This is a genomic window from Ruminococcus sp. zg-924, assembly GCF_024433635.1.
GTDB lineage: Bacteria > Bacillota > Clostridia > Oscillospirales > Acutalibacteraceae > UBA7067.
In genome coordinates this window covers 36,749-61,057 of sequence record NZ_WNJZ01000012.1, presented here as the reverse complement: position 1 = coordinate 61,057, position 24,309 = coordinate 36,749, and the positions used below count along the sequence as shown (strand labels likewise).

At 43.3% G+C, this 24,309-nt stretch carries 27 protein-coding genes, 1 tRNA gene and 1 other annotated feature; of the genes, 14 read left to right on the top strand and 14 right to left on the bottom strand.

All coding sequences use genetic code 11. From position 1 onward, the window contains the following. Positions 1-57: 57 nt before the first annotated feature. The gene (locus GMA13_RS07020; protein ID WP_255883396.1) at positions 58-1,335 is read right to left on the bottom strand and encodes an aminotransferase class I/II-fold pyridoxal phosphate-dependent enzyme; all 1,278 of its coding nucleotides are present in this window, start codon (positions 1,333-1,335) and stop codon (positions 58-60) included. A 348-nt stretch (positions 1,336-1,683) separates the two neighbouring features. Continuing rightward, positions 1,684-1,930: a binding site (T-box leader), on the top strand. 64 nt (positions 1,931-1,994) lie between these two features. Here GMA13_RS07020 and trpE point away from each other — a divergent pair. Genes trpE through trpA form a run of 7 tightly spaced genes read left to right on the top strand, consistent with a single transcriptional unit; the run spans position 1,995 to position 8,441 of the window. Continuing rightward, positions 1,995-3,455, top strand: a complete 1,461-nt coding sequence (gene trpE / locus GMA13_RS07015; RefSeq protein WP_255883395.1) for an anthranilate synthase component I — start codon at positions 1,995-1,997, stop codon at positions 3,453-3,455. A gap of 12 nt (positions 3,456-3,467) precedes the next feature. Beyond that, complete coding sequence (locus GMA13_RS07010) at positions 3,468-4,034, top strand: aminodeoxychorismate/anthranilate synthase component II (RefSeq protein WP_255883394.1); 567 nt, start codon at positions 3,468-3,470, stop codon at positions 4,032-4,034. Positions 4,035-4,070: 36 nt separating this feature from the next. Continuing rightward, entirely contained in the window at positions 4,071-5,090 is a 1,020-nt protein-coding gene (gene trpD, locus GMA13_RS07005; RefSeq protein WP_255883393.1) for an anthranilate phosphoribosyltransferase, read from the top strand. Between the two features lie 4 nt (positions 5,091-5,094). Beyond that, complete coding sequence (trpC, locus tag GMA13_RS07000) at positions 5,095-5,880, top strand: indole-3-glycerol phosphate synthase TrpC (RefSeq protein WP_255883392.1); 786 nt, start codon at positions 5,095-5,097, stop codon at positions 5,878-5,880. Further along, positions 5,877-6,491: a phosphoribosylanthranilate isomerase gene (locus tag GMA13_RS06995; RefSeq protein WP_255883391.1), complete on the top strand. Its 615-nt coding sequence runs from the start codon at positions 5,877-5,879 to the stop codon at positions 6,489-6,491. The genes trpC and GMA13_RS06995 overlap by 4 nt, the downstream gene beginning before the upstream one ends. Then, complete coding sequence (gene trpB, locus GMA13_RS06990) at positions 6,491-7,675, top strand: tryptophan synthase subunit beta (protein WP_255883390.1); 1,185 nt, start codon at positions 6,491-6,493, stop codon at positions 7,673-7,675. The genes GMA13_RS06995 and trpB overlap by 1 nt, the downstream gene beginning before the upstream one ends. Beyond that, the gene (gene trpA, locus GMA13_RS06985) at positions 7,668-8,441 is read left to right on the top strand and encodes a tryptophan synthase subunit alpha (protein WP_255883389.1); all 774 of its coding nucleotides are present in this window, start codon (positions 7,668-7,670) and stop codon (positions 8,439-8,441) included. The genes trpB and trpA overlap by 8 nt, the downstream gene beginning before the upstream one ends. Before the next feature lie 102 nt (positions 8,442-8,543). Here the strand turns inward: trpA and GMA13_RS06980 are convergent, their stop codons facing one another. The 3 genes from GMA13_RS06980 to GMA13_RS06970 are packed head-to-tail and all read right to left on the bottom strand — an operon-like array spanning position 8,544 to position 10,460. Next, positions 8,544-9,305: an ABC transporter permease gene (locus tag GMA13_RS06980; protein ID WP_255883388.1), complete on the bottom strand. Its 762-nt coding sequence runs from the start codon at positions 9,303-9,305 to the stop codon at positions 8,544-8,546. Next, positions 9,295-10,029 carry an ABC transporter ATP-binding protein gene (locus tag GMA13_RS06975; RefSeq protein WP_255883387.1) on the bottom strand — a complete coding sequence of 245 codons (735 nt, stop codon included), beginning with the start codon at positions 10,027-10,029 and terminating at the stop codon, positions 9,295-9,297. Before GMA13_RS06975 ends, GMA13_RS06980 begins: the two co-directional genes overlap by 11 nt. Then, positions 10,026-10,460, bottom strand: coding sequence for a helix-turn-helix domain-containing protein (locus tag GMA13_RS06970; RefSeq protein WP_255883386.1), 435 nt, complete (start codon positions 10,458-10,460; stop codon positions 10,026-10,028). The genes GMA13_RS06975 and GMA13_RS06970 overlap by 4 nt, the downstream gene beginning before the upstream one ends. A gap of 347 nt (positions 10,461-10,807) precedes the next feature. Here GMA13_RS06970 and GMA13_RS06965 point away from each other — a divergent pair, with 347 nt between their 5' ends. Continuing rightward, positions 10,808-11,557: a phosphotransferase gene (locus GMA13_RS06965; RefSeq protein ID WP_255883385.1), complete on the top strand. Its 750-nt coding sequence runs from the start codon at positions 10,808-10,810 to the stop codon at positions 11,555-11,557. Positions 11,558-11,624: 67 nt separating this feature from the next. Here GMA13_RS06965 and GMA13_RS06960 read toward each other — a convergent pair whose 3' ends face one another. From GMA13_RS06960 to GMA13_RS06945, 4 genes are all read right to left on the bottom strand, one after another. Continuing rightward, positions 11,625-13,415 (bottom strand): flavin reductase, encoded by a 1,791-nt coding sequence (locus GMA13_RS06960; RefSeq protein ID WP_255883384.1) that lies wholly within the window; start codon positions 13,413-13,415, stop codon positions 11,625-11,627. A gap of 209 nt (positions 13,416-13,624) precedes the next feature. Beyond that, positions 13,625-14,452 carry a hypothetical protein gene (locus tag GMA13_RS06955; protein WP_255883383.1) on the bottom strand — a complete coding sequence of 276 codons (828 nt, stop codon included), beginning with the start codon at positions 14,450-14,452 and terminating at the stop codon, positions 13,625-13,627. 346 nt (positions 14,453-14,798) lie between these two features. Continuing rightward, complete coding sequence (locus GMA13_RS06950; protein WP_255883382.1) at positions 14,799-15,005, bottom strand: hypothetical protein; 207 nt, start codon at positions 15,003-15,005, stop codon at positions 14,799-14,801. A gap of 141 nt (positions 15,006-15,146) precedes the next feature. Next, a tRNA-Leu gene (locus GMA13_RS06945) sits at positions 15,147-15,231 on the bottom strand. 148 nt (positions 15,232-15,379) lie between these two features. Between GMA13_RS06945 and GMA13_RS06940 the strand changes: the two genes are divergently transcribed. Then, positions 15,380-15,736 carry a hypothetical protein gene (locus GMA13_RS06940; protein WP_255910658.1) on the top strand — a complete coding sequence of 119 codons (357 nt, stop codon included), beginning with the start codon at positions 15,380-15,382 and terminating at the stop codon, positions 15,734-15,736. A gap of 2 nt (positions 15,737-15,738) precedes the next feature. On the opposite strand, the gene GMA13_RS06935 is transcribed toward GMA13_RS06940, so the two are convergent. Continuing rightward, positions 15,739-15,915, bottom strand: coding sequence for a hypothetical protein (locus tag GMA13_RS06935; RefSeq protein ID WP_255883380.1), 177 nt, complete (start codon positions 15,913-15,915; stop codon positions 15,739-15,741). Positions 15,916-16,079: 164 nt separating this feature from the next. On the opposite strand from GMA13_RS06935, the gene prfB reads away from it, so the two are divergent. Beyond that, positions 16,080-17,198 (top strand): peptide chain release factor 2, encoded by a 1,119-nt coding sequence (gene prfB, locus GMA13_RS06930; RefSeq protein ID WP_255910654.1) that lies wholly within the window; start codon positions 16,080-16,082, stop codon positions 17,196-17,198. Positions 17,199-17,317: 119 nt separating this feature from the next. Here prfB and secG read toward each other — a convergent pair whose 3' ends face one another. The 4 genes from secG to GMA13_RS06910 form a co-directional block, all read right to left on the bottom strand. Next, complete coding sequence (secG, locus tag GMA13_RS06925) at positions 17,318-17,563, bottom strand: preprotein translocase subunit SecG (protein ID WP_255883377.1); 246 nt, start codon at positions 17,561-17,563, stop codon at positions 17,318-17,320. Between the two features lie 258 nt (positions 17,564-17,821). Continuing rightward, the gene (locus GMA13_RS06920; protein ID WP_255883376.1) at positions 17,822-19,564 is read right to left on the bottom strand and encodes an NFACT family protein; all 1,743 of its coding nucleotides are present in this window, start codon (positions 19,562-19,564) and stop codon (positions 17,822-17,824) included. Between the two features lie 132 nt (positions 19,565-19,696). Continuing rightward, positions 19,697-20,122: an ACT domain-containing protein gene (locus GMA13_RS06915; RefSeq protein WP_305119713.1), complete on the bottom strand. Its 426-nt coding sequence runs from the start codon at positions 20,120-20,122 to the stop codon at positions 19,697-19,699. 21 nt (positions 20,123-20,143) lie between these two features. Then, positions 20,144-21,445 (bottom strand): phenylacetate--CoA ligase family protein, encoded by a 1,302-nt coding sequence (locus tag GMA13_RS06910; RefSeq protein ID WP_255883375.1) that lies wholly within the window; start codon positions 21,443-21,445, stop codon positions 20,144-20,146. Positions 21,446-21,637: 192 nt separating this feature from the next. Between GMA13_RS06910 and GMA13_RS06905 the strand changes: the two genes are divergently transcribed. The 4 genes from GMA13_RS06905 to GMA13_RS06890 all read left to right on the top strand — a co-directional run bounded on the left by GMA13_RS06905 (position 21,638) and on the right by GMA13_RS06890 (position 23,881). Next, complete coding sequence (locus GMA13_RS06905) at positions 21,638-22,492, top strand: ComEC/Rec2 family competence protein (RefSeq protein WP_255883374.1); 855 nt, start codon at positions 21,638-21,640, stop codon at positions 22,490-22,492. A 12-nt stretch (positions 22,493-22,504) separates the two neighbouring features. Continuing rightward, entirely contained in the window at positions 22,505-22,705 is a 201-nt protein-coding gene (locus GMA13_RS06900) for a DUF3006 domain-containing protein (RefSeq protein ID WP_255883373.1), read from the top strand. Between the two features lie 214 nt (positions 22,706-22,919). Further along, entirely contained in the window at positions 22,920-23,183 is a 264-nt protein-coding gene (locus GMA13_RS06895) for a metalloregulator ArsR/SmtB family transcription factor (RefSeq protein WP_255883372.1), read from the top strand. A 2-nt stretch (positions 23,184-23,185) separates the two neighbouring features. Further along, positions 23,186-23,881 carry an SdpI family protein gene (locus tag GMA13_RS06890; RefSeq protein ID WP_255883371.1) on the top strand — a complete coding sequence of 232 codons (696 nt, stop codon included), beginning with the start codon at positions 23,186-23,188 and terminating at the stop codon, positions 23,879-23,881. Positions 23,882-24,004: 123 nt separating this feature from the next. Here the strand turns inward: GMA13_RS06890 and GMA13_RS06885 are convergent, their stop codons facing one another. Beyond that, positions 24,005-24,202, bottom strand: a complete 198-nt coding sequence (locus GMA13_RS06885) for an alpha/beta-type small acid-soluble spore protein (RefSeq protein ID WP_255883370.1) — start codon at positions 24,200-24,202, stop codon at positions 24,005-24,007. Between the last annotated feature and the right edge of the window lie 107 nt (positions 24,203-24,309).

Below are 24,309 nucleotides of genomic sequence, written 5' to 3'. Positions count from 1 at the left end.
ATTATTATATACTATATTTTACTAAATTTGTGCAAATGCTATATATTCTGACATTAATTATTGTGCAAGCAACTTCTCAACAGCGGCAAGCTTTGCACTCAGGCAGAACAAATCCATTGCAACTTCAAGCTCTGCAACCGGTGGGAATGACGGAGCAATTCTGATGTTGCTGTCGTGCGGATCCTCGCCGTATGGGTAGGTAGCACCCGCTCCTGTTAAAACAACGCCGGCATCCTTGCACAAAGCGACAACTCTTTTTGCACAGCCGTCCATAACGTCAACGCTAACAAAGTAGCCGCCGTTAGGCTCAAGCCATGTTGCAACGCCAAGACCGCCGAGCTGACTTCTGAGCTTTGAGATAACAACATTAAATCTCGGAGCAAGCACAGCCTTGTGCTTTTTCATATGCTCTCTCACGCCGTCAGCGTTCTTGAAGAACAGCACATGGCGGAGCATATTGAGCTTGTCATAGCCGATAGTCTGGAAGTGGTATCTCTTCTTGAACAGAGCCATATTTCTCGGTGATGTTGCCATAGCTGCAACACCCGAACCGGGGAATGTAATCTTTGAGGTTGATGCAAAGATAAGCGGCAAATCCTCGTTGCCGTACTTCTTGCACTCAGAAACAATGCTCAAGAGCTTTTCCGGCTTATCAGTAACATCGTGTATGCAGTAAGCGTTATCCCACATAATGCGGAAATCCTTTGCGGCAGGCTTAAGCTTTGCAAAGCGTGTTACAGTTTCGTCAGAATATGTAATACCCTGTGGGTTAGAATATTTCGGCACGCACCATATGCCCTTTACCTTTTCGTCATTCTCAACCAGGCTTTCAACAATGTCCATATCAGGACCTGTCGGAGTCATCGGCACCGGAACCATTTTAATTCCGAAATACTGAGTTACTCCAAAGTGACGGTCATATCCCGGTGACGGACAAAGAAACTTAATCTCGCCCTGCTTTTCCCAAGGCTCACAACCCTCAAAGCCTGCGTGCATCATACAGGCAATAGCGTCGAACATCATATTAAGGCTTGAGTTTCCGCCAACCATTATGTCGTCCTCGCCGCACTCAAGCAAGTCGGCAAAAATCTGCTTCATTGAGCTTATACCGTCAAGTATGCCGTAGTTGCGGCAGTCTGTGCCGTTTACAATGCATTGCTCCTTGCTGTTAAGCACTGTGAGCATATCAAGCGACAAGTCAAGCTGTTCACTGCCCGGCTTTCCTCTTGACATATCAAGCTGTAAATTTCTGCTCTTAAACTCGTCATATTCCTTTTGCAGGCTTAGCTTTTCCTGCAAAAGCTCTTCCCTGCTCATTTCACTGTACATAGCCATAATAAACTATCCTCTCACAAAAATTTCATTATTGTGTTTTAGCCATCCTATATTTTAATACTTTTAGCGCCAAAATGCAAGCTGTTTTGCTAAATCCTGCAAATTTATCATTATGCCTGTTTTATCGCAGTGTGCTATACTTATATTGTGCATTTTTAAGCTTTGCAAAATGTAAATACTGCCACTGACACGCAATGCCGCAAGCAGCACAAAGTTTCCCTGCAACGGTTAATCATATATTCATTGTGTCGGTGCAAAACGTTTTAACCCCATTTCAACTAAATTTTCAAAAAATTTCAAAATTTTCATTGACATTTTTCATCAGCGAACATATAATAAAACCAATATAACAAACCGAAGAACAAGAGTGAGTAAAGGTCATAAATTGTGTTCAGAGAGTCTGCGTTTGGTGCGAGCAGGCGGCAATATGGCTTTGAATGGACTTGCGAGGGCGGCGTCAAAGGGTTTCCGAGTATGCGCCGACGGGTTAACCTTTACCGTTACAAAAAGGCTCGTGTGTTTGCACGGATGAGTGGGCGGCTTTGCCGTCAATTTGGGTGGTACCGCAGAAGTATTCAAGACTTTTGTCCCTTTCTTTTAGGGGCAAAGGTCTTTTTTATTTATGTTAAACTTTTATTTAACCGAAAGGATGTGTTTTTGTGATAAAACCAAGCTTTGAACAAGTAAAGGCTCTTGCAGGCGATTATGACATTATTCCGATATGCAAGGAGATTTACGCCGATTTGACAACTCCGATTAATCTTATACGCCGTATTCAGATGTATAAGCAGGACTTTTTCCTGCTTGAAAGCATAGAGGGCGGCGAAAAATGGGGACGCTACTCATTTATCGGCTTTAACCCGAAGGCAAGAATTTACTGCAAAAACGGCGTTGTTACGGTTGAGGGCGAGGGAAGCGCAAGCTGTAACAGCGACAAGCCGCTTGAGATTTTAAGAGAGTATATGAAAAACTATAAAACCCCGAAAATCGAGGGTATTCCGCCGTTTACGGGCGGTCTTGTGGGATACTTCGGCTATAATATGATAGGCTATGCCGAGCCTGTTTTAAAGCTTAAGGACGGCGAATTCAATGATTTTGATTTGCTCCTTGCCGACAAGGTTATCGCCTATGACCACCTGAGCCAGAAAATTACGATTATAGTAAATATGAAAACCAACGACATCTACGCTCAGTACGAAAAGGCGCTCAATGATATTCAGAAGATTATAGATTTAATCACTGACCATTCCCCTATTGAACACAGCCACACTCCGAGGGACGTAAATTTTGACTGCAACTTCTCGAAAGAGGACTTCTGCAAAATGGTTGAAAAGACAAAGAAATATATTTATGACGGCGATATTTTCCAGTGTGTTGTATCAAGGCGGTTTGAAGCGACCTACGAAGGCAGTTTGCTTGATGCTTACCGTGTGCTACGCACAACAAACCCGTCGCCGTATATGGTGTTTATGAAACTCGGCGGTAAGGAGATAATGTGTTCCTCCCCGGAAACACTTGTAAGGCTGAAAAACGGCAGGCTGTCAACCTACCCGATAGCAGGCTCCAGACCGAGAGGCAGAAACGCAAAAGAGGATGACGAGCTTGAAGCTGAGCTTTTATCAGATGAAAAGGAGCTTGCCGAACACAATATGCTTGTTGATTTAGGCAGAAATGATATTGGCAAAATAGCAAAAATTGGCAGCGTCGAGGTTACAGAGTATAAGCAGGTTCACCGCTACTCCAGAATAATGCACATATGTTCCGAGGTTGAGGGTGATATAAAGGAAGGCTGTGACGCCTTTGACGCTATCGAGTCGCTCCTGCCGGCAGGAACTCTGTCGGGCGCTCCGAAAATAAGAGCCTGTGAAATTATTGAGGAGCTTGAGCCGGAGCCGAGAAATATTTACGGCGGTGCGATAGGCTATATAGATTTCAGCGGCAACACAGATGTATGCATTGCAATAAGAATGGGAGTTAAAAGCTGCGGCAAGGTTTATGTTCAGGCAGGAGCAGGAATTGTTGCAGACAGCGTACCCGAAAGCGAATATCTTGAAACAGCAAACAAGGCAAAGGCGGTTATCAACGCAATAGAAACCGCCGCAGAAATTGAAATGTACTGAGGAGGAGCAGAAATGATACTTTTAATTGATAATTACGACAGCTTTTCCTACAACCTGTATCAGCTTGCAGGCGGTATAAACAGCGATATAAAGGTAATAAGAAACGACGAGCTGACAATAAGTGAGATTAAGGCTTTAGCCCCTACTCATATTATTCTCTCCCCCGGTCCGGGGCATCCTTCAAAGGCAGGCGTTTGCGAGCAGGTGGTGCAGCAGCTTGGGCAGAGTATTCCAATCCTCGGCGTTTGCCTTGGCCACCAGGCTATATGCGAGGCTCTCGGCGGCAAAATCTCACACGCATATGAGCTTATGCACGGCAAGCCGAGCATTGTTGACATTGACACCTCGTGCAGAATTTTCAAGGGTCTTAGCGATAAGGAAAGAGTCGCTCGCTATCACTCGCTGATTGCCGACAAGGACAGCTTACCGGACTGCATATCTGTAACAGCCACCGATGAAAAAGGCGAAATAATGGCTTTTGCACACAAAAATCTTAATATTTACGGGCTGCAATTCCACCCCGAATCAATCCTCACCGATAACGGCAGAGTAATGATGGAGAATTTTCTTAAAATATAAACCAAATAAACCAAAACAATGAAAGGTCTGAATATAATGATTAAAAACGCAATAGAAAAGCTTATAAACGGAGAAAACCTCGGCTTTGACGAAACAAAGGCAGTTATGAACCAGATTATGTCGGGTGAAGCTACTAATGCACAGATAGCAAGCTTCCTGACTGCACTAAGAATAAAAGGCGAAACCCCAACCGAAATTTCAGCCTGCGCCACAGTTATGCGTGACAAGGGCATAAAGCTCAAGCGTGACTTCACCGTTGCCGAGATTGTCGGAACAGGCGGAGACTGCGCAAATACCTTCAACATTTCAACCATAAGCGGCATTGTAATATCAGCCGCAGGCGTACCCGTTGCAAAGCACGGCAACCGCAGTGTGTCAAGCAAATGCGGTGCGGCTGACATTTTAGAGGCTCTCGGAGTTAATATCAACCTCACTCCGGAACAGAACAAGCAGGTGCTTAAAGAATGTGGAATTTGCTTTATGTTCGCTCAACTGTACCATTCGTCAATGAAGTATGCCGCACCCGTAAGACGGGAGCTTGGCACAAGAACGGTTTTCAACATTTTAGGCCCTCTTGCAAACCCGACAGGCGCAGAAATTAACCTTATCGGCGTTTATTCTTCAGAGCTTGTTCGCCCAATTGCAGAGGTACTGCAAAAGCTCGGCGTTAAGAGAAGTATGGTTATCCACGGACTTGACGGACTTGACGAAATCACGCTGACAGACAAAACACTCGCCTGTGAAATAAACGGAGATACCTTAACCGAATTTGAAATTGACCCCGAACAGTACGGCTTTACACTGTGTGAAAGCTCAGAGCTTGTCGGCGGCGACGCACAGGAAAACGCACAGATTGCCGTAGATATTCTCGACGGAGAAAAGGGTGCAAAGCGTAACATAGTGCTTTTAAACTCCGCCGTTGTGCTGTATCTTGCAGGAAAAGCACAGTCAATAGAGGACGGCATTAAGCTTGCCGCAGAAACAATCGACTCCGGCAAGGCAAAGCAGCAGCTTGAAAAATTTATAAAGGCAACAAACAGCTTTAAAATCGGGTGATGATATGATACTTGACGAAATAGCATCAAAAACTAAAATAAGAATTGAACAGGAAAAGCAGCTTTTCCCAACCGATGCAGCTAAAAAAGCAGCTCTTGCACTTGATGCGCAAACAGGCTTTCCGTTTTTCAAAGCTCTGAAGAAAAACGGTCTTTCCTATATCTGCGAGGTTAAAAAGGCTTCACCCTCAAAGGGAATTATTGCCGAGAACTTCCCGTATCTTCAGATAGCCGCAGATTACGAAAAAGCAGGTGCGTCTGCTATCTCCGTTCTTACCGAGCCATACTACTTCAAGGGCAGTGACAGCTACCTCACTGAAATATCAAAATCGGTTTCAATTCCGATTATCCGCAAGGACTTCACAATTGACGAGCATCAGATTTATACCGCAAAGCTTATCGGCGCATCAGCAGTACTGCTTATATGCGCTCTGCTTGACATTGACACGATTAAGCAGTATATTGAGATTTGCCGCACGCTCGGTTTGTCGGCTCTTGTTGAGGCTCACGATGAATATGAGGTTGAAACAGCATTGAATGCAGGTGCTGACATTATAGGCGTAAACAACAGGAATTTAAAAGACTTCACCGTTGATATAAACAACTGCTTAAGGCTAAGAAAACTTGTTCCCGAAAGCTGTGTATTTGTTGCTGAAAGCGGAATAAAAACCGCCGATGACATTTCAGCGCTCAAGGAAAACGGAGTTGACGCTGTTCTTATCGGCGAAACACTGATGAGGGCGCCTGACAAAACAGCGGCGCTTAGGGAATTAAACGGCGGTGAGATATGATAAGGATAAAAATTTGCGGTCTTAAGCGAGAGTGCGACGTTGACTTTGTAAACGAGTTTTTACCGGATTACATCGGCTTTATCTTTGCAAACACAAAAAGGTATATATCACCGGAGCTTGCAAAAAAGCTTAAATCAAGACTTGATCGCCGGATTAAGGCTGTCGGAGTGTTCGTAAACGAGGATATAAACACTGTATGCGGTATAGCAGACAGCGGAATTATAGATTTAATTCAGCTTCACGGCGACGAGGACGAGGCATATATAAACGCCGTCAAGGAAAGAACCGGCAGGGAAATTATCAAGGCTGTTCGTGTTCAGTCAACACAGCAGGTGCTTAAAGCAGAAAAGCTTCCGTGCGATTACCTCCTTCTTGACGTCTACCGCAAAGGTCAATACGGCGGCATAGGCGAGAGCTTTAACTGGGGGCTTATTCCAAAGCTTTCAAAGCCTTTCTTCCTTGCAGGAGGACTCAACAGCGGCAATATTTTATCTGCGCAAAATCAGGTGCAGCCTTATTGCCTTGACCTTAGCACTGGTGTTGAAGAAAACGGCTTTAAAAGTCGGGATAAAATAGAGGAAATAATAAAACTAATCAGGAGTGAAAAATAATGTCAAAGGGCAGATTTGGTATTCATGGCGGACAGTTCATACCCGAAACGCTGATGAACGCCGTAAACGAGCTTGAAGAGGCTTACAACAAGTACAAGGACGACCCCGAATTTATCGCAGAATTTGAAGCACTGCTCAAGAATTACGCAGGACGTCCGTCATTGCTTTATTATGCAGAGAAAATGACTAAGGATTTGGGCGGCGCAAAAATCTACTTGAAGCGTGAGGACTTAAACCACACAGGCTCACATAAGCTCAACAATGTTATCGGTCAGATTCTGCTTGCAAAGAGAATGGGCAAGACAAGAGTAATAGCCGAAACAGGGGCAGGCCAGCACGGGGTTGCTACGGCTACGGTAGCCGCACTGATGGGTATGGAATGTGAGATTTATATGGGTAAAGAGGACACCGACAGACAGGCTCTTAACGTGTACAGAATGGAGCTTCTGGGGGCTAAGGTTCACGCCGTTACAAGCGGCACCCAGACCCTTAAGGACGCAGTAAACGAAACGCTCAGAGAATGGACAAGACGAGTAAACGACACCCATTATGTGTTAGGCTCGGTTATGGGGCCTCACCCGTTCCCGACAATTGTGCGTGACTTTCAGAGCGTTATCAGCAAGGAAATAAAGGCTCAGATTATGGAAAAGGAAGGCAGACTTCCCGATGCTGTTTTAGCCTGTGTAGGCGGCGGCAGTAATGCTATGGGCGCATTTTACGAGTTCATTCCCGATGAGTCGGTTGCACTTATCGGCTGTGAGGCGGCGGGTCTTGGCGTTGACAACCCAAAAAATGCCGCAACAATGGCAAACGGCACTCTCGGCGTTTTCCACGGAATGAAGTCATACTTCTGTCAGGACGAGTACGGACAGATTGCTCCTGTATATTCAATTTCGGCAGGTCTTGACTACCCCGGCGTAGGGCCTGAGCACGCAAACCTCAAGGACATAGGCAGAGCACAGTATGTGCCTATTACAGATGATGAAGCGGTTGACGCATTTGAATATTTGTCAAGAACAGAGGGAATCATTCCTGCCATCGAAAGCGCTCATGCTGTTGCATACGCAATCAAGCTTGCGCCGACAATGGACAAGGACAAGATTATTGTAGTAAATCTTTCGGGCAGGGGCGACAAGGACGTTGCCGCCATAGCAAGATACAGAGGAGTTGATATTTATGAGTAAGACAACACAGGCTTTCAAAAACGGCAAGGCGTTTATCCCCTTTGTAACGGCAGGCGACCCCGACCTTGACACAACAAAGAAGCTTATAATAGGTATGGCTGAAAGCGGAGCTGATTTGATAGAGATTGGAATCCCGTTTTCGGACCCTGTTGCAGAGGGCGTTGTAATACAGCAGGCAGACGAGCGTGCATTGAGCGCAGGAGCTACTACCGACAAAATCTTTGATATGGTTGCCGAGGTAAGAAAGGCTATCCCAAGCTTTCCTCTTGCGTTTATGACATACATAAACCCTATATATGTTTACGGTTGTGAAAAATTCCTCTCAAAATGTGAGGAACTTCAGATTGACGCCTTAATCGTTCCCGATATTCCCTACGAGGAAAAAGAGGAGCTTGCGCCATACTGCGAAAAGCACGGAGTTGATTTTATTTCTATGATTGCTCCGTCAAGCGAAAACAGGATAAAGATGATTGCAAAAGACGCTCAGGGGTTTTTATACTGCGTATCTTCAATGGGCGTTACGGGCGTCAGAAGCGAAATAAAGACAGACATTGGCGCTATGATTGACAGCGTAAGGCAAGTAAGCGACGTGCCCACCGCCATTGGCTTCGGCATTTCAACACCTGAGCAGGCAAAGCATATGGCTCAGTACGCCGACGCAGTTATAGTCGGAAGCGCAATAGTTAAGCTTTGCGCAAAGTACGGCAAGGACTGCATTGAACCTGTAAAGGCTTATGTCAAGGAAATGAAGGATGCAATAAAATAATAGTATTCTGCCAAAGGCGAAATCAAAGCAAAAGCAAAACTCACACTATGACAATTAATTGCCAAGGTGTGAGTTTTTTGTTTTTTATTCTGTTTATTATCCTTACTTCTTCTCTGAACGCATCTTCGCCTTGAAAACGAAGATAGAAAGAATAAATATAACAGCCGCCCAAGCGCATAAAATCAATATGCTTGCAGCTACGCCCTCACTTGAGCCGGCAAGGACTGTTCTTGAAGCTTTTACTGCGTGATAAAATGGAAAGATTTTCGCAATAGTCAGAATCACGCCGCCCATTGCGTCAATCGGCATCCAGACTCCGCCAAGCATCGGCGCAAGCGACACGATTATGGATGAAATTCCCGGCGAGGACTTCTCGTTGAACAGTGTGCCGAATATTATGCCTAATCCGATAAACAAAAATATTGTCGGAATATGAACGGCAAGGCTCATAAGCAAATTCAAAAAATTAAAGCTCTCGCCCACAGCAGCACCAATGATGACTGATGAAATAACATTAACCGCAAGCTGTGCAGCAGCAATTATAATAAGCGGCAGTGTGTAGCCCAGAATGAAATCAACCGACCTCATCGGCGAAGCGAAAAGACGGCACAGCAGTGCGCTTGCTCTGTCCTTTGAAATCAGCAGAGCCGCAAACAGCATTACAAACGCAAGACCAAACACCGCCGTTCCGGCACTCTGGTTCTGCACATTAAAAATAGCAGTTCCTTCGTTTTCCGGTATGCTCTGCCCGATTACAGACATAACAAGAAGCATAATAAGCGGAAAACCAAGGCAGAATATGTAGCTTAGCGGATCTCTTATAAGCTCCTTGATATTTCTTGATGCAAACGCCTTAATTCTCATTTAATCCACCTCCGGCAATTTTCACAAACGCTTCCTCTACACTGTGCGTTTCCGTTTTCTTCATAAGCTCATCGGGAGTGCCGACTGTTATTAAGTTTGAGTTTATCATAACGCCTATTCTGTCGGACAGGCTCTCAGCCTCCTCCATATAGTGGGTTGTAAGTATTATTGTCATTTTGCCCTTTAGCTTTCTAACAAGCTCCCAAAGCTCTCTTCTTGCAAGAACATCAAGACCAAGGGTCGGCTCGTCAAGAAAAAGCACCTTCGGTTCGGTTATCAGCGCCATTGCTATGCTCAGCTTTCTCTGCCAGCCGCCCGAAAGCGTTTTTGCACGCTGATTTTCATAATCACCGAACGAAAGCTTATTTATCATTTCATCTGTTTTAGCTTTTGCGCTTTCCTTGTCCATACCGTAAATACCAGCTATCATCATCAGGTTTTCACGCACGGTAAGATTCGGCGCAACCGCTGTTTCCTGCGTTGACAGGTTAATCAGCTTTTTCACCTCGTCGGCTTGCGTAGTCACGCTTTTACCAAGTATGTAAGCCTCACCGTCGTTTGGTTTTAAAAGGCAGGTGAGCGTTTTAATAAGTGTTGTCTTGCCTGCTCCGTTTACGCCGAGAAGCGCAAAAAGCTCGCCCTCATTAATCTCAAGGCTTAAGTTATTTACCGCCGTTTTTGTGCCGAAGCGTTTTGTGATTTTATCAATTTTTATTGCGCTCATTCTTCCTCGTCCTCCTTTGCGGAAAAAATATTCTTTCCAAAGCTTGAAAACCACTTTAATTTCACAAGCGCTATACCCTGATCCTCATCACCAAGAATAAGAATCTTATCGCCTGCCTTTATGTCAAAAACCTCTCTCGCCTTTATGGGAATAACTATCTGCCCTCTCTCGCCTACTGTTACAGCGCCAAAGACGTGCTTGCCGTCCTTTTCGTTTTTCCTCAGCTCATCAACGCAAATTTCGCAGTTTATAAGCTCGTCAATAGAAATCCGGTAAAGCTCCGACAACTTTTGGCAGTTCATAATATCAGGCAGAGCGTCGCCGTTTTCCCACTTTGCAACAGCTTGCCTTGATACGCCAAGCTTTTCCGCAAGCTTTTCCTGACTCAGGTTATGCTTTTTTCTCAGGTTCTTTAAATTCATATCAATCATATTAATATGCCTCCTGAAATTTATTTTATCATCTGTTTATCGCTATTACCAGCAATATTAGCTGACATTTGATGTTAATTTTAGTTGCGTATAATTCTATGAATCTTACTCAAATCCTTACCATAAAATGGTGACAAGCAATATTCAAGCAACTCAACGAAAAAGAGTTGTAAAATTCTTGTATAATTTGACGTATTACACAAAAACTCTTTTAAAATTTTTGTGATTTTTTTACTACACATTATGTAATAAATGTAGTATAATAAGTGCAGGTTTAAAATATGCATATCTCTATCTGCATTTTTAATCGAATTTTTGTATTTTATCACCGAAAGGAGTTAATTATTATGGCTATTGATAAGATTTTAGCTGAAAGACCCGACAAATGCATATACAAGGACGGAGCTTACACAATAAAGGTGTTCGGTCCTACATATCCAAAGGCTGACGTTCTTAACGAAGCTTTAAATCAGGCAAGAGTTGAGGAAACAGGTCTTAACATTCCAAAAATCAACGCAGTATCTGTTGTTGACGGCAAGTGGGCTATCACCCTTGACTATATTGAGGGCAAAACATTGCAGCAGCTTATTGACGAAAACCCCGACAAAGTTGACGAGTACCTTGAAAAGTTCGTTGACCTTCAGCTTGAGGTTCAAAGCAAGAGAGCACCTATGCTCAACAAGCTTAAGGATAAGATGAACAGAAAAATTTCAAGCCTTGAGGGAATCAGCGCAACCATTAAATACGAGCTTCACACAAGGCTTGACAGTATGCCAAAGCACAACAAGGTTTGCCACGGCGACTTTAACCCGTCCAACATTATTGTTCAGGACGATGGCACAATGTATATTCTTGACTGGTCACACGCAACTCAGGGCAATGCGTCAGCAGACGCCGCAAGAACATATCTTTTGTTCTCACTTCGTCAGCCTGAGCTTGCTGACAAGTACCTAAATCTTTTCTGCGACAAGAGCGACACAGCAAAGCAGTATGTTCAGCAGTGGCTGCCAATTGTTGCGGCTTCACAGATGGTTAAGGGCTTTGAAGATGAGAAGGAGTTCCTCTCAAAGTGGATAGACGTTGTTGACTACGAATAATCAGCAAATATAGAATAATAATTTATGGGTCGGCATAACGCCGACCCATTTTTAGTTATCGTGTTTATTACTCTATTGACTCAAAGTCAGCCACACCGTGCTTGCACAGCGGGCAGATATAATCGTCCGGCAAAACATCGCCCTCATAAATATATCCGCAAATCTTGCACACAAAGCCTTTTTTGCCCTGTGTTTCCGGCTTTGGCTTAACATTGTTCTGGTAATATGTGTAGGTCATAGTTTCCTTGTCGCTCATAACTCTTGCCTCGGTAACCGTGCAGATAAACATTCCGTGGGTGTCAAGGTCAACATACTGCTCAACCTTAAGCGACATAAATGCGTTAATATATCTCGGCAGGAACACCAATCCGTTGTCTGAACGCAAAACCTCACAGCTCTTGAACTTATCCGTATTTCTTCCGCTTTGGAAGCCAAAGGTTTCAAACACCTTGAACGGTGCGTCAACCGACAGACAGTTAACATTCATTTTGCCTGTTTGCTTAATTGTATGGTACGAATAGTTCGCCTTGTTAATATTTACAGCCACACGGTTTGGTGAATCTGTAAGCTGTGTTACCGTATTTACAATAAGACCGTTATCCCTGTTTCCGTCGTTTGATGTAACAACATAAAGTCCATAGCCTATCTTGAACAGTGCGCTCATATCGTGCTTGTCGCTGGCGTCGTCAGACTGAGCAACATACTCCTTGCACAGCTCGTCTGCAAGCTTCTCAAGCTGCTGTGTGCTGTCGGCATTAAGAGCAGACTTAATTGTAACGGTTGTATCGGCAATGGTAAGGTTTTTGCTCTTTTCAAACATTCCCTTCATTGTCTTTGCGGCAAGCGGTGCCCATGTGCCGTTTTCGATAAAGGCAACTGTTCTGTTCTGATAATTTCTCTCGGTAAGGTGGTTTATGTATTCACGCATAAACGGGAAAATATCTGCGTTGTAGGTTGTTGTAGCAAGAACAAGCTTGCTGTAACGGAACGCATCCTCAACAGCCTCTGCCATATCGTCCCTTGCAAGGTCAAACAGAGATACCTTCGGAGCACCCTTCCTCTTGAGCATCTCGGCAAACTTAAGCACAGCTGCCTTTGTATGTCCGTAAACAGATGTATATGCAATAACAATGCCGTCGTCCTCAGCCCTGTAAGACGACCAGATGTCATAGAGGTTTATGTAGTAGCCAAGGTTTTCTGTAAGCACAGGACCGTGCAAAGGGCAGATAATCTGAATGTCAAGCCCTGCCGCCTTTTTCAGAACATTCTGAACCTGTGCGCCATACTTGCCGACAATGCCGATATAATAACGGCGAGCCTCACAAGCCCAGTCCTCGTCAACGTCCAAAGCGCCAAACTTGCCGAAGCCGTCAGCCGAGAAGAGAATTTTGTCGGTTGAATCGTAGGTCATCATAACCTCCGGCCAGTGAACCATCGGAGCGAACACAAAGGTAAGCTCGTGTCTGCCAAGCGAAAGGCTCTCGCCGTTTGCAACAACAACCTTTCTATCCTCAATATCAAAATCAAAAAATTGATTCATCATTGTAAAGGTTTTTGCGTTTGCTACAATTTTTGTATCGGGGTAAATATTTACAAAGTTCTGAATGTTTGCCGAGTGGTCCGGCTCCATATGCTGAACAATAAGGTAATCCGGAGCTTTTCCGTCAAGAGCAGCGGCAATATTATCAAGCCACTCGTGAGTAAAGTTAATGTCAACCGTATCAAAAACAGCCGTTTTCTCGTCCTTAATCACATAGGAGTTGTAAGCCATTCCGTTTGGAACAACATACTGACCCTCGAATAAATCTATCTTATGGTCATTCACACCTACATAGATAACATCATTTGTAATCTGCATTGCCTGTTCCTCCTGTTTATTGAAAAATTAGTTATATCTGCGATATTTGTTGTTTTTTTGATTATATCACTTTTCACGCTGTTGCACAATGTTCAAATAGAATTTTTGCTGATTTTTTCTTAAAAACAAAAGCACAGTACAGAATTACCCGTACTGTGCTTTATTCAGAAAGGATGATATAGGACATAAAAATGTCCACCGTAAAAAACTTAGTTTAGCTTCAGCAAATGCTCATATATTTCAGCACCCGCCAATGAGTAAATACAACACCAAACATACGGCACGCCGTTTTCACCGTAATACACCTCAGCCTCGTCCACATTGTCCTCGGATAAGGTTTTGTTAAGCTGAAGATCATACAGGCTGTCGCCGGCCATTGAAGAGTATTCATTTTTAAAGAAATCTGTCATTGCAGTTTTTATTCTTTTATCAAGCTCGTTCTCGCTGATTCCCATATCTACGGCAAATTCGTCATTATCAAGTTCCTCGCCTGTTCGCACGTCAAAGGAATATACCAAATAATGTGTGTAGCTTCCATCGTATTTCTCAGAAATGGTAAGCGACAGAATGTTGCCGTTAAGCCACGCCTCATATTCAATGCCCAAGCAAATAAGGCTTGATTTATTCTTCTCAGCGTTCTCACTATCCCTTATTTTCTTTTCACATTCTCTTTGTATCTCGCTGTTAACCTCTGATGCGTCCTCGCTGTTAAGCAAAATTTCGGGAACAGTGTAGGTTGATGAGTAGCTGTTGCCAACTTCGTCCGTATAGTCAACACTTGCGCTTTTATATACGTCTATATAGTTGTAAAGCTTGTCGGACGAGGTTTGCACATCCGGATTTGTTTTAGCCTCAGCCTTTGGCTCCTCAGCTTTTGGCTGCTCAGATTTCGGCTGAGTATTTATTTCTGTCTGCTTCTCTGACGATAAATCGCTGCTTGAAGATTTGCCGTTAAAATTCACATCTATACTGCAACAGCCTGCCGCACCAATTAAAACTGCAGCGGCAGCAACCAAAGCAATAATCCTTTTTTTCATATTTACACATCCAAGCACAAATATTTATTATATATATTATATCTCACAAATTGTCGAATTTCAATATAATTTTATAAATTATTTGCAAATTATGTGAATAAAGCAAAAGTGACGCTTTACAAAATATGTCCTCATAATTCATCACAAATCAGCCCGCACTCATAACATTTTAAGCAAAAGCAAGAAAAAAATCCCGAAAACAGCTTATCTAAGCCATTTTCGAGATTGCATTTTTGAAATCAGCGACCTAATTTTATAAAAGTACACATTTTCCAATCTTTCGCTAACAGGTTTGGAAATTACAAAGGAGCAAGTATGCTGCTTTTTCTTAACAAACAGGACTCTATCAATCAATCTTTTCAAAAATAACTGTTTGTTCTTTCATAGATATTTTTCCTACTTGATATCCGTATTCTGTAAGTTCCTTTTTGTATTTTAGAAAGGAATGATCTATTGGTATCCCTGCAATATGTTGTATTTCTTCAAACGTCAGCTTAAAAGATTGACTTTTTTTACCCTGCACATATTCCCATAAAGAGTTATATTTACTCATTGTGTTTTACCCCTTTCAAATACCGATTTATCGCTCTACCTTACAAATTATAACATCTCCCCTAAAAAAGTAAACACGCATTTTAAAATAAAAAAGGACACCAATCATGATACCCATTGTATCAAAATTGGTGTCCTGTTATGGTGCGAGTGATGGGACTTGAACCCATACGTCGTGAAACACACGCCCCTCAAACGTGCCTGTCTGCCTATTCCAGCACACTCGCATTTCTCAGTCAACGATAGATATTATAGCAAACAGACAACGTAAAGTCAAGACTTTTTTCAAGTTTTTTTAATATTTATTTCTGCCGCTGTATAAGAAGACTTCAACCCTCATAAAATACCCTATATAAAACTTTTTGGGGGATAAAAATGAAGAGGTCATTTTTTCTGTTCTTAACGCTGCTCATTATCACTATGCTGTTTTGCTCCTGCACTCAGAGTGCTGTAACAGACAAGGCAGACGAGCTGCGAATAAACTCCTGGAGCGGAAACGGAGAATACAGCACAAAGGTATTCTTAAGCTTTGACGGCTCAAAGGCAAGCTTTAACGTGCAGTCAATGGGCGGCGCAAAAACCAACTTTTACGGCGACTGCTTCATTAACGACAACAAAATCCGCCTTACCGACAACCGCCTAAAAAAAAGCTTTGAATTCGACTATGACATTGAGGGCGACAAAATGACCCTAACATACAGCGGCGGTACAATTAACCTGCACAAGGACTAACGCTATTTTTTATTTTCAATGCTCCACCATCTCATCTCCTCAACGCTGTCATCCGACGGATGCGAAACGTGATTTGAAATATCCATAATATACTGCTCTGCGCCCGACATTGTTTCGGTAAGCGGCGGCATATGCTCTCCCCTCTTGCTTTCACTTTTATTAACAGCCGGCTTGCTCATCGGTTACCACCCTTTCACTCTTACGTTTCTCTTGTGTTATATCCGCCCCTTATAGTATTCTCCCTCTCAAAACGGCTTTAACACAAGGAAAATACTGATATTACTTTACATTTTCTCTCGGATAATTTATAATAAGAAGAAGTGAATAGTAAAGGATGATATTTTTGATACAGTTTGAAGAGCTTCGCTTAGATTTGGAAAGACTTAAGCCCGACATTGACGACCTTGCGGACGCACTTGGTCTTAAGGCGATGGAATCCGAAATTCAGCAGCTTGAGCATAGGGCGGCTGAACCGGGGTTCTGGGACGATATGGAAAATTCACAGAAAATTTTGCAGCGCACAAGTATGCTCAAGGGCAAGGTTGACGGCTACAACAATCTTGCGGCCGGCTTTGAAGACGCATTGGCTTTGATTGAGCTTGCCAATGAAGAGGAGGATTTATCGCTCCTTGAGGAGGCTCAGCAGGAGGTTGAAAAAATAAAAAGCTCACTTGAAGAGCAAAGGCTTTCTACCCTGCTCACAGGCGAATACGACTCCAAAAACGCCATCGTAACTTTCCATGCCGGTTCCGGCGGCACAGAGGCACAGGACTGGGCAGAAATGCTGTACCGTATGTATAACCGCTGGGCAGAGCGGCACAATTTTAAGGTTAAAACTCTCGACTACCTCGACGGCGAGGAGGCAGGTCTTAAAAGCGCTACAATCCTTGTTGAAGGCATAAACGCTTACGGCTACTTAAAGAGCGAATCAGGCGTTCACCGCCTTGTAAGAGTATCGCCGTTTGACTCCTCAGGCAGACGTCACACATCGTTTGCATCTCTTGAGGTTATGCCCGAAATTGATGACAATATTGAAATCGACATCAAGCCGGAGGACATAAAGATGGACGTTTACCGTGCAAGTGGTGCAGGCGGACAGAAGGTTAACAAGACCTCATCTGCCGTCCGTCTTACACATATTCCGACTGGTATTGTTGTTGCCTGTCAGGTTGAGAGAAGTCAGTATCAAAACCGTGATGTTGCAATGAAAATGCTTGCCTCAAAGCTTATGGAAATCAAGGAGAGGGAGCATCTTGACAAAATTGAGGACATCAAGGGCGTTCAAAAGGAAATCACATGGGGCTCACAGATTCGCTCATATGTATTTATGCCGTACACACTTGTAAAGGACAACCGAACAGCCTTTGAATCGAGCAACATAAACGCCGTTATGGACGGCGACATTGACGGATTCATCAACGCTTACCTTAAGGCGCAAAGCCAAGGAACACTTGAGGGTTAAATGAAAATACAACTTAATAAGCTTAAAGCCTGCTGAAAATTCAGCAGGCTTTTTTACGCAAAAAAGGATGCAAGGGAAACCCCCTGCATCCTTGTTATTTGCTTAAATTTAATTCTCAATCAAAAAAATCTTGCAATTACGTTCAGCGTAATAACAACGACTACAAAAACCAACGCAAACAGCTTTGTCCAGCGTGAGAGGAATGCGTCAATTGAACGAGCCTTATTCTTTGAGAAGAATGTATCCGCACCGCCTGTAACAACACCTAAGCCCTGCTGATGACCTTCCTGAAGAATAATTACTATGATTATTGCAATTGAGAACAGCAGAAGAATGCTGCCGAGAACATACTCTATAACTCCCATAATTTACTTCCTTTCGCAAAATATATCAAAATATTGATTTTATAGATACAACTCAGTCATTTTAACACATTCACAGCATTTTTTCAAGTGATAATTTAAGTTTTTTAAGCCAATCGGCAAAATTTATAGAGAATGTATAATAATGACATTGCGGATTTGTTACACATTTCGGAAAGTGTTTATTCAAGGAGCGGCAAAGCTGCGGCAGTAACAATTATTCTATATTCATTATCCGTTATGCTTTTCAGCCTACGGCACTCACTCCTGAACCAAAGACGGCTTTACAAAAAGGGTTTTCTGGTTTTTGTAAATCACCATTCCCGGCTTTGCTCCGACCGGCTTGCTGACATACTTTATAAACGTGTAATCCACCGGCACCTTACTGCTTTCCTTTGCCCTGCTGTGATATGCGGCAAGCTGTGCGGCATATAGTATGGTAGCATCGTCCGGCGTTTCACCCTGCGACACTATAACAGCGTGCGATCCGGGTATGTCTTTGGTGTGCAGCCACAAATCGTAATTTCTTGCCGTTTTAAGCGTCAGTTTATCATTCTGAACATTGTTCCTGCCCACCAATATTTTAAGACCGCTTTTTGACGTAAATTCAATCGGCGGCAATGTTCCCTTTAGTTTTTGCTTTGAACGAATTCTCTTGATATATCCGCCGTCAACAAGCTCCTGCTTTATTTCAGCAAGCTCACGCTCTGTTTCGGCTCTTGAAAGGCTGTCAAACACCGTATCAATATACTCAAGCTCCTGCTGTGCCTTCTCGATTTCAACAGTTAAATACTGCTGTGCATTCTTCGCCTTGCGGTAGTCCTTGTAGTATTTCTGAGCGTTCTGTCCCGCCGTAAGAGCAGGATTCAGCTTGATTTTTATTGTTTTAAGGCTTTCGTCATAAAAGTTTTCAACCTCTATTTCAGTCATTCCTTTTTCTATTCGGTACAAATTCGCCTGTATCAAATCGCCCTTTACCCTAAGCGGCTCTCTGTCCTCACTGTTTGCAAGCTCTACTTTCTGCGTGTTTATCTTTCTTGTCAGGCGGTCCGTGATGTTTGTAAGGTATTTTAAAAGTCCCTGACCCTTTACCCTCATACGCTCCGCCTTGTCACGCTCAAGGTAGAAGCTGTCTAAAAGCTCGCTGAAGCTTTCAAAACGGACGGTCTTTGCCGCTGTACCGTATTGCAGAATATTCACAAATGAAAAGTCAAGCGGCTTACCGTTTAAATCCTGCACCATACAAGGCACGCCCTTGTTCTCCCCAATTTCACTCACCGTTCTCTTAACAAAAAATTCAAGGCGGCTGTATTGCTCTGAACTCATACTGATATTGTCAAGCTCTGCTCCTCTGCCTGTAAGATGTTCAAGCTCACGGCACACAATTGGCGAAAAGCCCTGAACTGTGCCGAGTATCGCCTTGTTTAGCTTCTGCGCTTTTCCGCTGTTTTTTATTCTGTCAATTATAGCGTCAGCTGATGTATCAAGCGGATTGAGCTTATCCTGCGGAGGAGGTAACTGATATTCAATTCCGGGCAGAACAAGCCTTTGAGACGACATTGTCATATCAACCCGCTTAAGTGCGTCTATCACCTTGCCGCTGCCGTCAACAAAAATCACGTTGCTGTATTTTCCCATTATCTCAGCTATAAGCGAAAGCTCAACCTTATCGCCAAGCTCGTCCGTTGCGTCAAATGTAAAGCGAATCACCCTTTCAAGCTGATGCTGAGTAATCTCCTTAAGCCTTGCGCCCGTAAGCCTTTTTCTCAAAAGCATACATAGCATAGGCGGAGTCTGCGGATTTTCCGGCGGGTACTGCGTTATATTCACCCTCGGCGAATTTGCCCTTGCCGACATAAGAAGCTTGTATGCGCCGCTGATTCCTCTTAATGCGACAATAATCTCGTCACGGTTCGGTTGAAACACCTTTTCAACACGCAAGCCAACAAGCTTTTCCTCAAGCTCACATTTTACAAAGTGTAAAAAAGCACCGTCCAGCGACATACTCCCACCTCCTTATTTACATAAGTATTATTATACTATGTTAGTACATTTTGCATTTTGAGTCAAGAATTTGCGGATAAAAACGGCGCAGACTAAGCTGCGCCGCATAGTACCGGTATTAATTCACGCCGATTACTTATGAATATCGTCCTGCTCAATTACGGTTATATTATTCTCCTTAAGCACCTCAACAGCCTTTTCATTGTCGTCAACACGAAGAATCACAAACGCTGTGCCGTCCTTCTGGCTGATAAAAGCATATGCATACTCAACACTTATGCCACTGTCCCAAAGCGCATTTGTCGCCTTTGCAAGTCCGCCCGGAGTATCCTCAACGCCGATAGCGAGAACCTCTGTAAGAGAAACAGCCATTCCCTCATTTTTAATCGCTTCAATAGCCTTTTCCGGGTCATCTACGATAAGTCGCAGAATTCCGAAATCGCTTGTGTCGGCAACCGACATTGCCCTAATATCCGCACCGGCTTGTGCAAGTACCTTTGTTATGAATGCGAGTCTGCCCTTTTTATTTTCAAGAAAAACAGAAATTTGCTGAATCATTATAAAAACCCTCCGTTTATTTTAAATCTTTCGGTTATCAATTACTCTGATAGCCTTGCCCTCCGAACGTGGAAGGCTCTTCGGCTCAACAAGCCGAACCTTTGCGCTTATGTTCAGTGTTGACTGCAAAGCAGCAGCAATGGTATGCTCCAGTGCCTCGATGTTCTTAACGGTATCAGAAACCATTTCCGGAGCCATCTCAACCTGAACCTCCATTGTGTCGAGGTTGCCTGCTCTGTCAACAACAATGAGGTAGTTCGGGTCCATCTTGAGCGACAAAAGAACATGCTCAACCTGTGACGGGAATACGTTGATACCTCTAATAATAAGCATATCGTCTGTTCTACCCTTAGGCTTAGCCATTTTAACAAGCGTTCTTCCGCAGGAGCATGGCTTTCTTGAAAGACAGCTTATATCCCTTGTTCTGTATCTTACAAGCGGCAAAGCTTCCTTGCCTATACAGGTGAACACAAGCTCGCCGTACTGACCGTCCGGCAAGACCTCGCCTGTGTCCGGGTTGATGATTTCGGGGTAGAACCAATCCTCGTTTACGTGCATACCTGTCTGTTCTGTACACTCAAACGAAACGCCCGGTCCTGCAATCTCTGAAAGGCCGTAAATGTCGTAAGCCTTAATATCAAGAATTTTCTCAATCTCACGGCGCATATTTTCCGTCCATGCCTCTGCGCCGAAGTAACCAGCCCTAAGCTTTAAGGTTTTAGGGTCAATGCCCATTTCACGCACGGTTTCACCAATAAACATAGCATATGACGGAGTACAGCAAATTATGTCAGAGCCGTAGTCCTTCAAAATTTGAACCTGTCTTTTAGTATTACCGGAAGAAACAGGTATAGCCGTAGCACCAAGCTTTTCTGCGCCGTAGTGCAGTCCTAAGCCGCCTGTGAAAAGGCCGTAGCCGTAGGAAACGTGAACATAGTCTGACTTTGTTCCGCCTATTGATGTAAGCGCTCTTGCACAAGACTGCGCCCATACATCTATATCATGCGCTGTATAACCAACAACGGTCTGCTTGCCTGTTGTACCCGACGAAGCGTGAATTCTGATAAGCTCCTCCTTCGGTACAGCAAACATTCCGAACGGATATGTATCTCTTAAATCGTTTTTAGTGGTAAAGGGCAGCTTTTTAACATCCTCAATCGACTTTATGTCGCCGGGAAGAATTCCTACTTCATCAAAGCGCTTTTTGTAAAGCGGAACATTGTTGTAGCAGCGCTCCACCATGCTGACAAGCCTTTCAGACTGAACAGCCGCCATTTCGTCACGGGACATGGTTTCAAATTTTTCGTCATAATAATTTGCCATTTGTCTCACCTCATATTTATAACAGCCTATTCAATCAGGCTTTAGATTATTATACAACACTTTAATCAGCAGCACAATATTTTTTCGATAATTTGTATATTTTATTATAAAATGTTATATTTGTTTTGTTGCTATTCACTTAAAGGATTGACCACCAAGCCTTACGGCTGTATAATTAAATAGGTGATAAATTTGAAGTATAACAAAATTATATTAAAGCTAAGCTCCCTCCTTCTTGCGCTTTCCGCCGTTTTCCTCTGCTCCTGCTCAATAAATATTGAGCAGCCATCTAAGCCGACAAACGGTGAAATACGTGTGACCGTGCTTGACGTTGGGCAGGGAGATTCAATTTTCATAGAGCTTACCGATAACCGTTGTATGCTGATTGACGCAGGCGAGTATGAGTACGGTGATGATATTGCCGAATACATACGCTCAAGCGGATACAACAAAATTGACTATCTTGTTGCAACTCACCCTCACGCCGACCACATAGGCGGTATGAGCGAAATAATAGGCTCCTTTGACATAGGCGAAATTTATATGCCCAGAGCAAGCACCGACACAAGAACGTTTGAGCAGCTCTTGACGGCGATTGATGACAAGGGTATGTCAATAAACACAGCAAGGGCAGGCGTGAGCATACTAAGCGAGGACAATCTCAGCATTGATATTCTCGCACCCGTCAGCGACAGCTACACCGACCTTAACAACTATTCATCTGTAATTAAGCTTACCTACGGCGAAGTAAAGTTCCTGTTTATGGGGGATGCAGAAAAGGAAAGCGAAAGTGAAATAACAGCTGATGTAAGCGCAGATTTTGTCAAGGTAGGGCATCACGGAAGCAAAACCTCGTCAAGCGCAGATTTTGTTGAGCGTGTCGGCGCAAGCTATGCGGCTGTTTCGGTCGCCGAAGAAAACGAATACAACCTGCCTGTTAAGAAGATAATAAACCGTTGGAAAAACAGCGGAGCTGACGTGCTGATGACTAAGGATGTTGGCGACATTACGGCTGTAAGCGACGGTAAAACACTTTGGATTGAATAAGGAGATGTGAAAATGGACGTTATAATTGACAGATTTGAAGAAGGCTGCGCCGTAGTTGAAATTGATGAAAACACCTTTGTTAATCTCCCCTTGCCGCTTGTACCAAAAGGAGCAAAGGAAGGCAGTGTTATTTCAATCAAGCTTGACAGCAAATCAACCGAAACCCGCCACAAGGAAATAAACAGCCTGATGAACAAGCTTTTTAAAGATTAAAATTACCGCAGCGGCTCGACGTAACCGCTGTTGCAGGACTTAAATAATGCACAGCTATAAAGGCAACCGTTTAACAGCTAAGCGGTTGCCTTTTTGCGGTTAGAGCAACTATTTAAAAATAATTTTAAATAGTTCTTGACAGTCACCGTATTACACAGTATAATCTATTTAAAGAGATTTTTAAATAGATTATAAACAGATTGGAGGGTGTTGCTTGGCTATACAGGAAATTCTTGCCGCTATTTCAGATGAAAACAGGCGGAAAATTTTGCAGACCCTTAAAAATGGAAAAATCTCATCGGGTGATTTGGCGCAGGAGGTTGGAATGACCCCACAGGCTTTGTCATATCACCTTGCTAAGCTAAAAAAGGCAGACCTGATTTATGAGAGCAAATACAAAAACTTTATTTACTACGAGCTGAACCTGACCGTTCTTGACGAGGCAATATTATGGCTCGGCAATCTGAGAGGAGAATAAAAATGACAACCAAAAGAATTACTTACATTATCTTTATGCTTTTGCCGCTTGCAGTTTGCGGTATATCGCTTTTCTTCCTGCCGGATAATATTCCGGCTCACTACGGCTCTGAAATGACGGCAGACAGGTGGGGAAGCAAGTATGAATCTCTGATTTTCCCGGCGTGTATAATCGGCTTCGGTTTATTTATGCTTTTAGTGTCAAAGCTTGCCGGAAAGTTTGATGAGAACAACAAGCAAAACGAGAAAATTGTGCTGACCGTCGGACTTGTTGTGCTTATCATCTTTAATGCTATGAATCTATTCTTTGAATATCTCTTTGTTAATCAAATTACGGATATGTCTGACCTGCCGATTGACTTATTAAGCCTTATTATTACTTTGTTCGGCGTTGGGTTTATTATAATCGGAAATATTTTGCCGAAAGCAAGAATGAATTCGCTACTTGGCTTCAGAACGGCTTGGACTATGAAAAACGAAGTCACATGGAAAAAGTGCCAGCTTTTCGGCGGTATAATGCTTATGCTCAACGGAATAATTATTGCGGTCGGATGTCTGCTGTTTTTCAAGGGAAATTCTGCGGTTTTCTTTATGCTTGCAATGATTGCTGTAATGACAATTATTGACGCCGTATATTCGTATTTCATAATGAAAAAGTACGGAAATCTCAGCGATAATCCTGACAACGAACCACAATAATATTTTAAATTTTATTTCGCACAACAAAAAGCGCAGCAGTCGATAAACTACTACGCTTTCATATTAAGTCCAGCTTTCGGGGGTCACATCAAATCGATGCGGTCCCTTTATATTTTGGGCTTTTTATTTCATATTTCTTTCGTATGACTCAATCATCTTTTTAACCATCTGTCCGCCGACTGAACCGGCCTGACGTGATGTTAAGTCGCCGTTGTAGCCCTGCTTGAGGTTTACGCCTACTTCGCTTGCGCACTCCATCTTGAATCTTTCCATAGCTTCCTTTGCTTCCGGAATATTAATCTGATTATTGTTGTTTGACATTGTTTTTTCCTCCTCTGTTTAGAATTTAATTTCATTTTATTATTATACTATATTATGCGGAAAAGCCGTTAAGCCAAATGCTTTGATGAGTTTTATTTTTTCATTCA

Bases quoted from the DNA above. Each gene is read 5' to 3' on its own strand.
- GMA13_RS07020 (WP_255883396.1), bottom strand. From the start codon at position 1,335: ATGGCTATGTACAGTGAAATGAGCAGGGAAGAGCTTTTGCAGGAAAAG.
- GMA13_RS07010 (WP_255883394.1), top strand. From the start codon at position 3,468: ATGATACTTTTAATTGATAATTACGACAGCTTTTCCTACAACCTGTAT.
- trpD (WP_255883393.1), top strand. From the start codon at position 4,071: ATGATTAAAAACGCAATAGAAAAGCTTATAAACGGAGAAAACCTCGGC.
- trpC (WP_255883392.1), top strand. From the start codon at position 5,095: ATGATACTTGACGAAATAGCATCAAAAACTAAAATAAGAATTGAACAG.
- GMA13_RS06995 (WP_255883391.1), top strand. From the start codon at position 5,877: ATGATAAGGATAAAAATTTGCGGTCTTAAGCGAGAGTGCGACGTTGAC.
- trpB (WP_255883390.1), top strand. From the start codon at position 6,491: ATGTCAAAGGGCAGATTTGGTATTCATGGCGGACAGTTCATACCCGAA.
- trpA (WP_255883389.1), top strand. From the start codon at position 7,668: ATGAGTAAGACAACACAGGCTTTCAAAAACGGCAAGGCGTTTATCCCC.
- GMA13_RS06980 (WP_255883388.1), bottom strand. From the start codon at position 9,305: ATGAGAATTAAGGCGTTTGCATCAAGAAATATCAAGGAGCTTATAAGA.
- GMA13_RS06975 (WP_255883387.1), bottom strand. From the start codon at position 10,029: ATGAGCGCAATAAAAATTGATAAAATCACAAAACGCTTCGGCACAAAA.
- GMA13_RS06970 (WP_255883386.1), bottom strand. From the start codon at position 10,460: ATGATTGATATGAATTTAAAGAACCTGAGAAAAAAGCATAACCTGAGT.
- GMA13_RS06965 (WP_255883385.1), top strand. From the start codon at position 10,808: ATGGCTATTGATAAGATTTTAGCTGAAAGACCCGACAAATGCATATAC.
- GMA13_RS06960 (WP_255883384.1), bottom strand. From the start codon at position 13,415: ATGCAGATTACAAATGATGTTATCTATGTAGGTGTGAATGACCATAAG.
- GMA13_RS06955 (WP_255883383.1), bottom strand. From the start codon at position 14,452: ATGAAAAAAAGGATTATTGCTTTGGTTGCTGCCGCTGCAGTTTTAATT.
- GMA13_RS06950 (WP_255883382.1), bottom strand. From the start codon at position 15,005: ATGAGTAAATATAACTCTTTATGGGAATATGTGCAGGGTAAAAAAAGT.
- GMA13_RS06940 (WP_255910658.1), top strand. From the start codon at position 15,380: ATGAAGAGGTCATTTTTTCTGTTCTTAACGCTGCTCATTATCACTATG.
- GMA13_RS06935 (WP_255883380.1), bottom strand. From the start codon at position 15,915: ATGAGCAAGCCGGCTGTTAATAAAAGTGAAAGCAAGAGGGGAGAGCAT.
- secG (WP_255883377.1), bottom strand. From the start codon at position 17,563: ATGGGAGTTATAGAGTATGTTCTCGGCAGCATTCTTCTGCTGTTCTCA.
- GMA13_RS06920 (WP_255883376.1), bottom strand. From the start codon at position 19,564: ATGTCGCTGGACGGTGCTTTTTTACACTTTGTAAAATGTGAGCTTGAG.
- GMA13_RS06915 (WP_305119713.1), bottom strand. From the start codon at position 20,122: ATGATTCAGCAAATTTCTGTTTTTCTTGAAAATAAAAAGGGCAGACTC.
- GMA13_RS06910 (WP_255883375.1), bottom strand. From the start codon at position 21,445: ATGGCAAATTATTATGACGAAAAATTTGAAACCATGTCCCGTGACGAA.
- GMA13_RS06900 (WP_255883373.1), top strand. From the start codon at position 22,505: ATGGACGTTATAATTGACAGATTTGAAGAAGGCTGCGCCGTAGTTGAA.
- GMA13_RS06890 (WP_255883371.1), top strand. From the start codon at position 23,186: ATGACAACCAAAAGAATTACTTACATTATCTTTATGCTTTTGCCGCTT.
- GMA13_RS06885 (WP_255883370.1), bottom strand. From the start codon at position 24,202: ATGTCAAACAACAATAATCAGATTAATATTCCGGAAGCAAAGGAAGCT.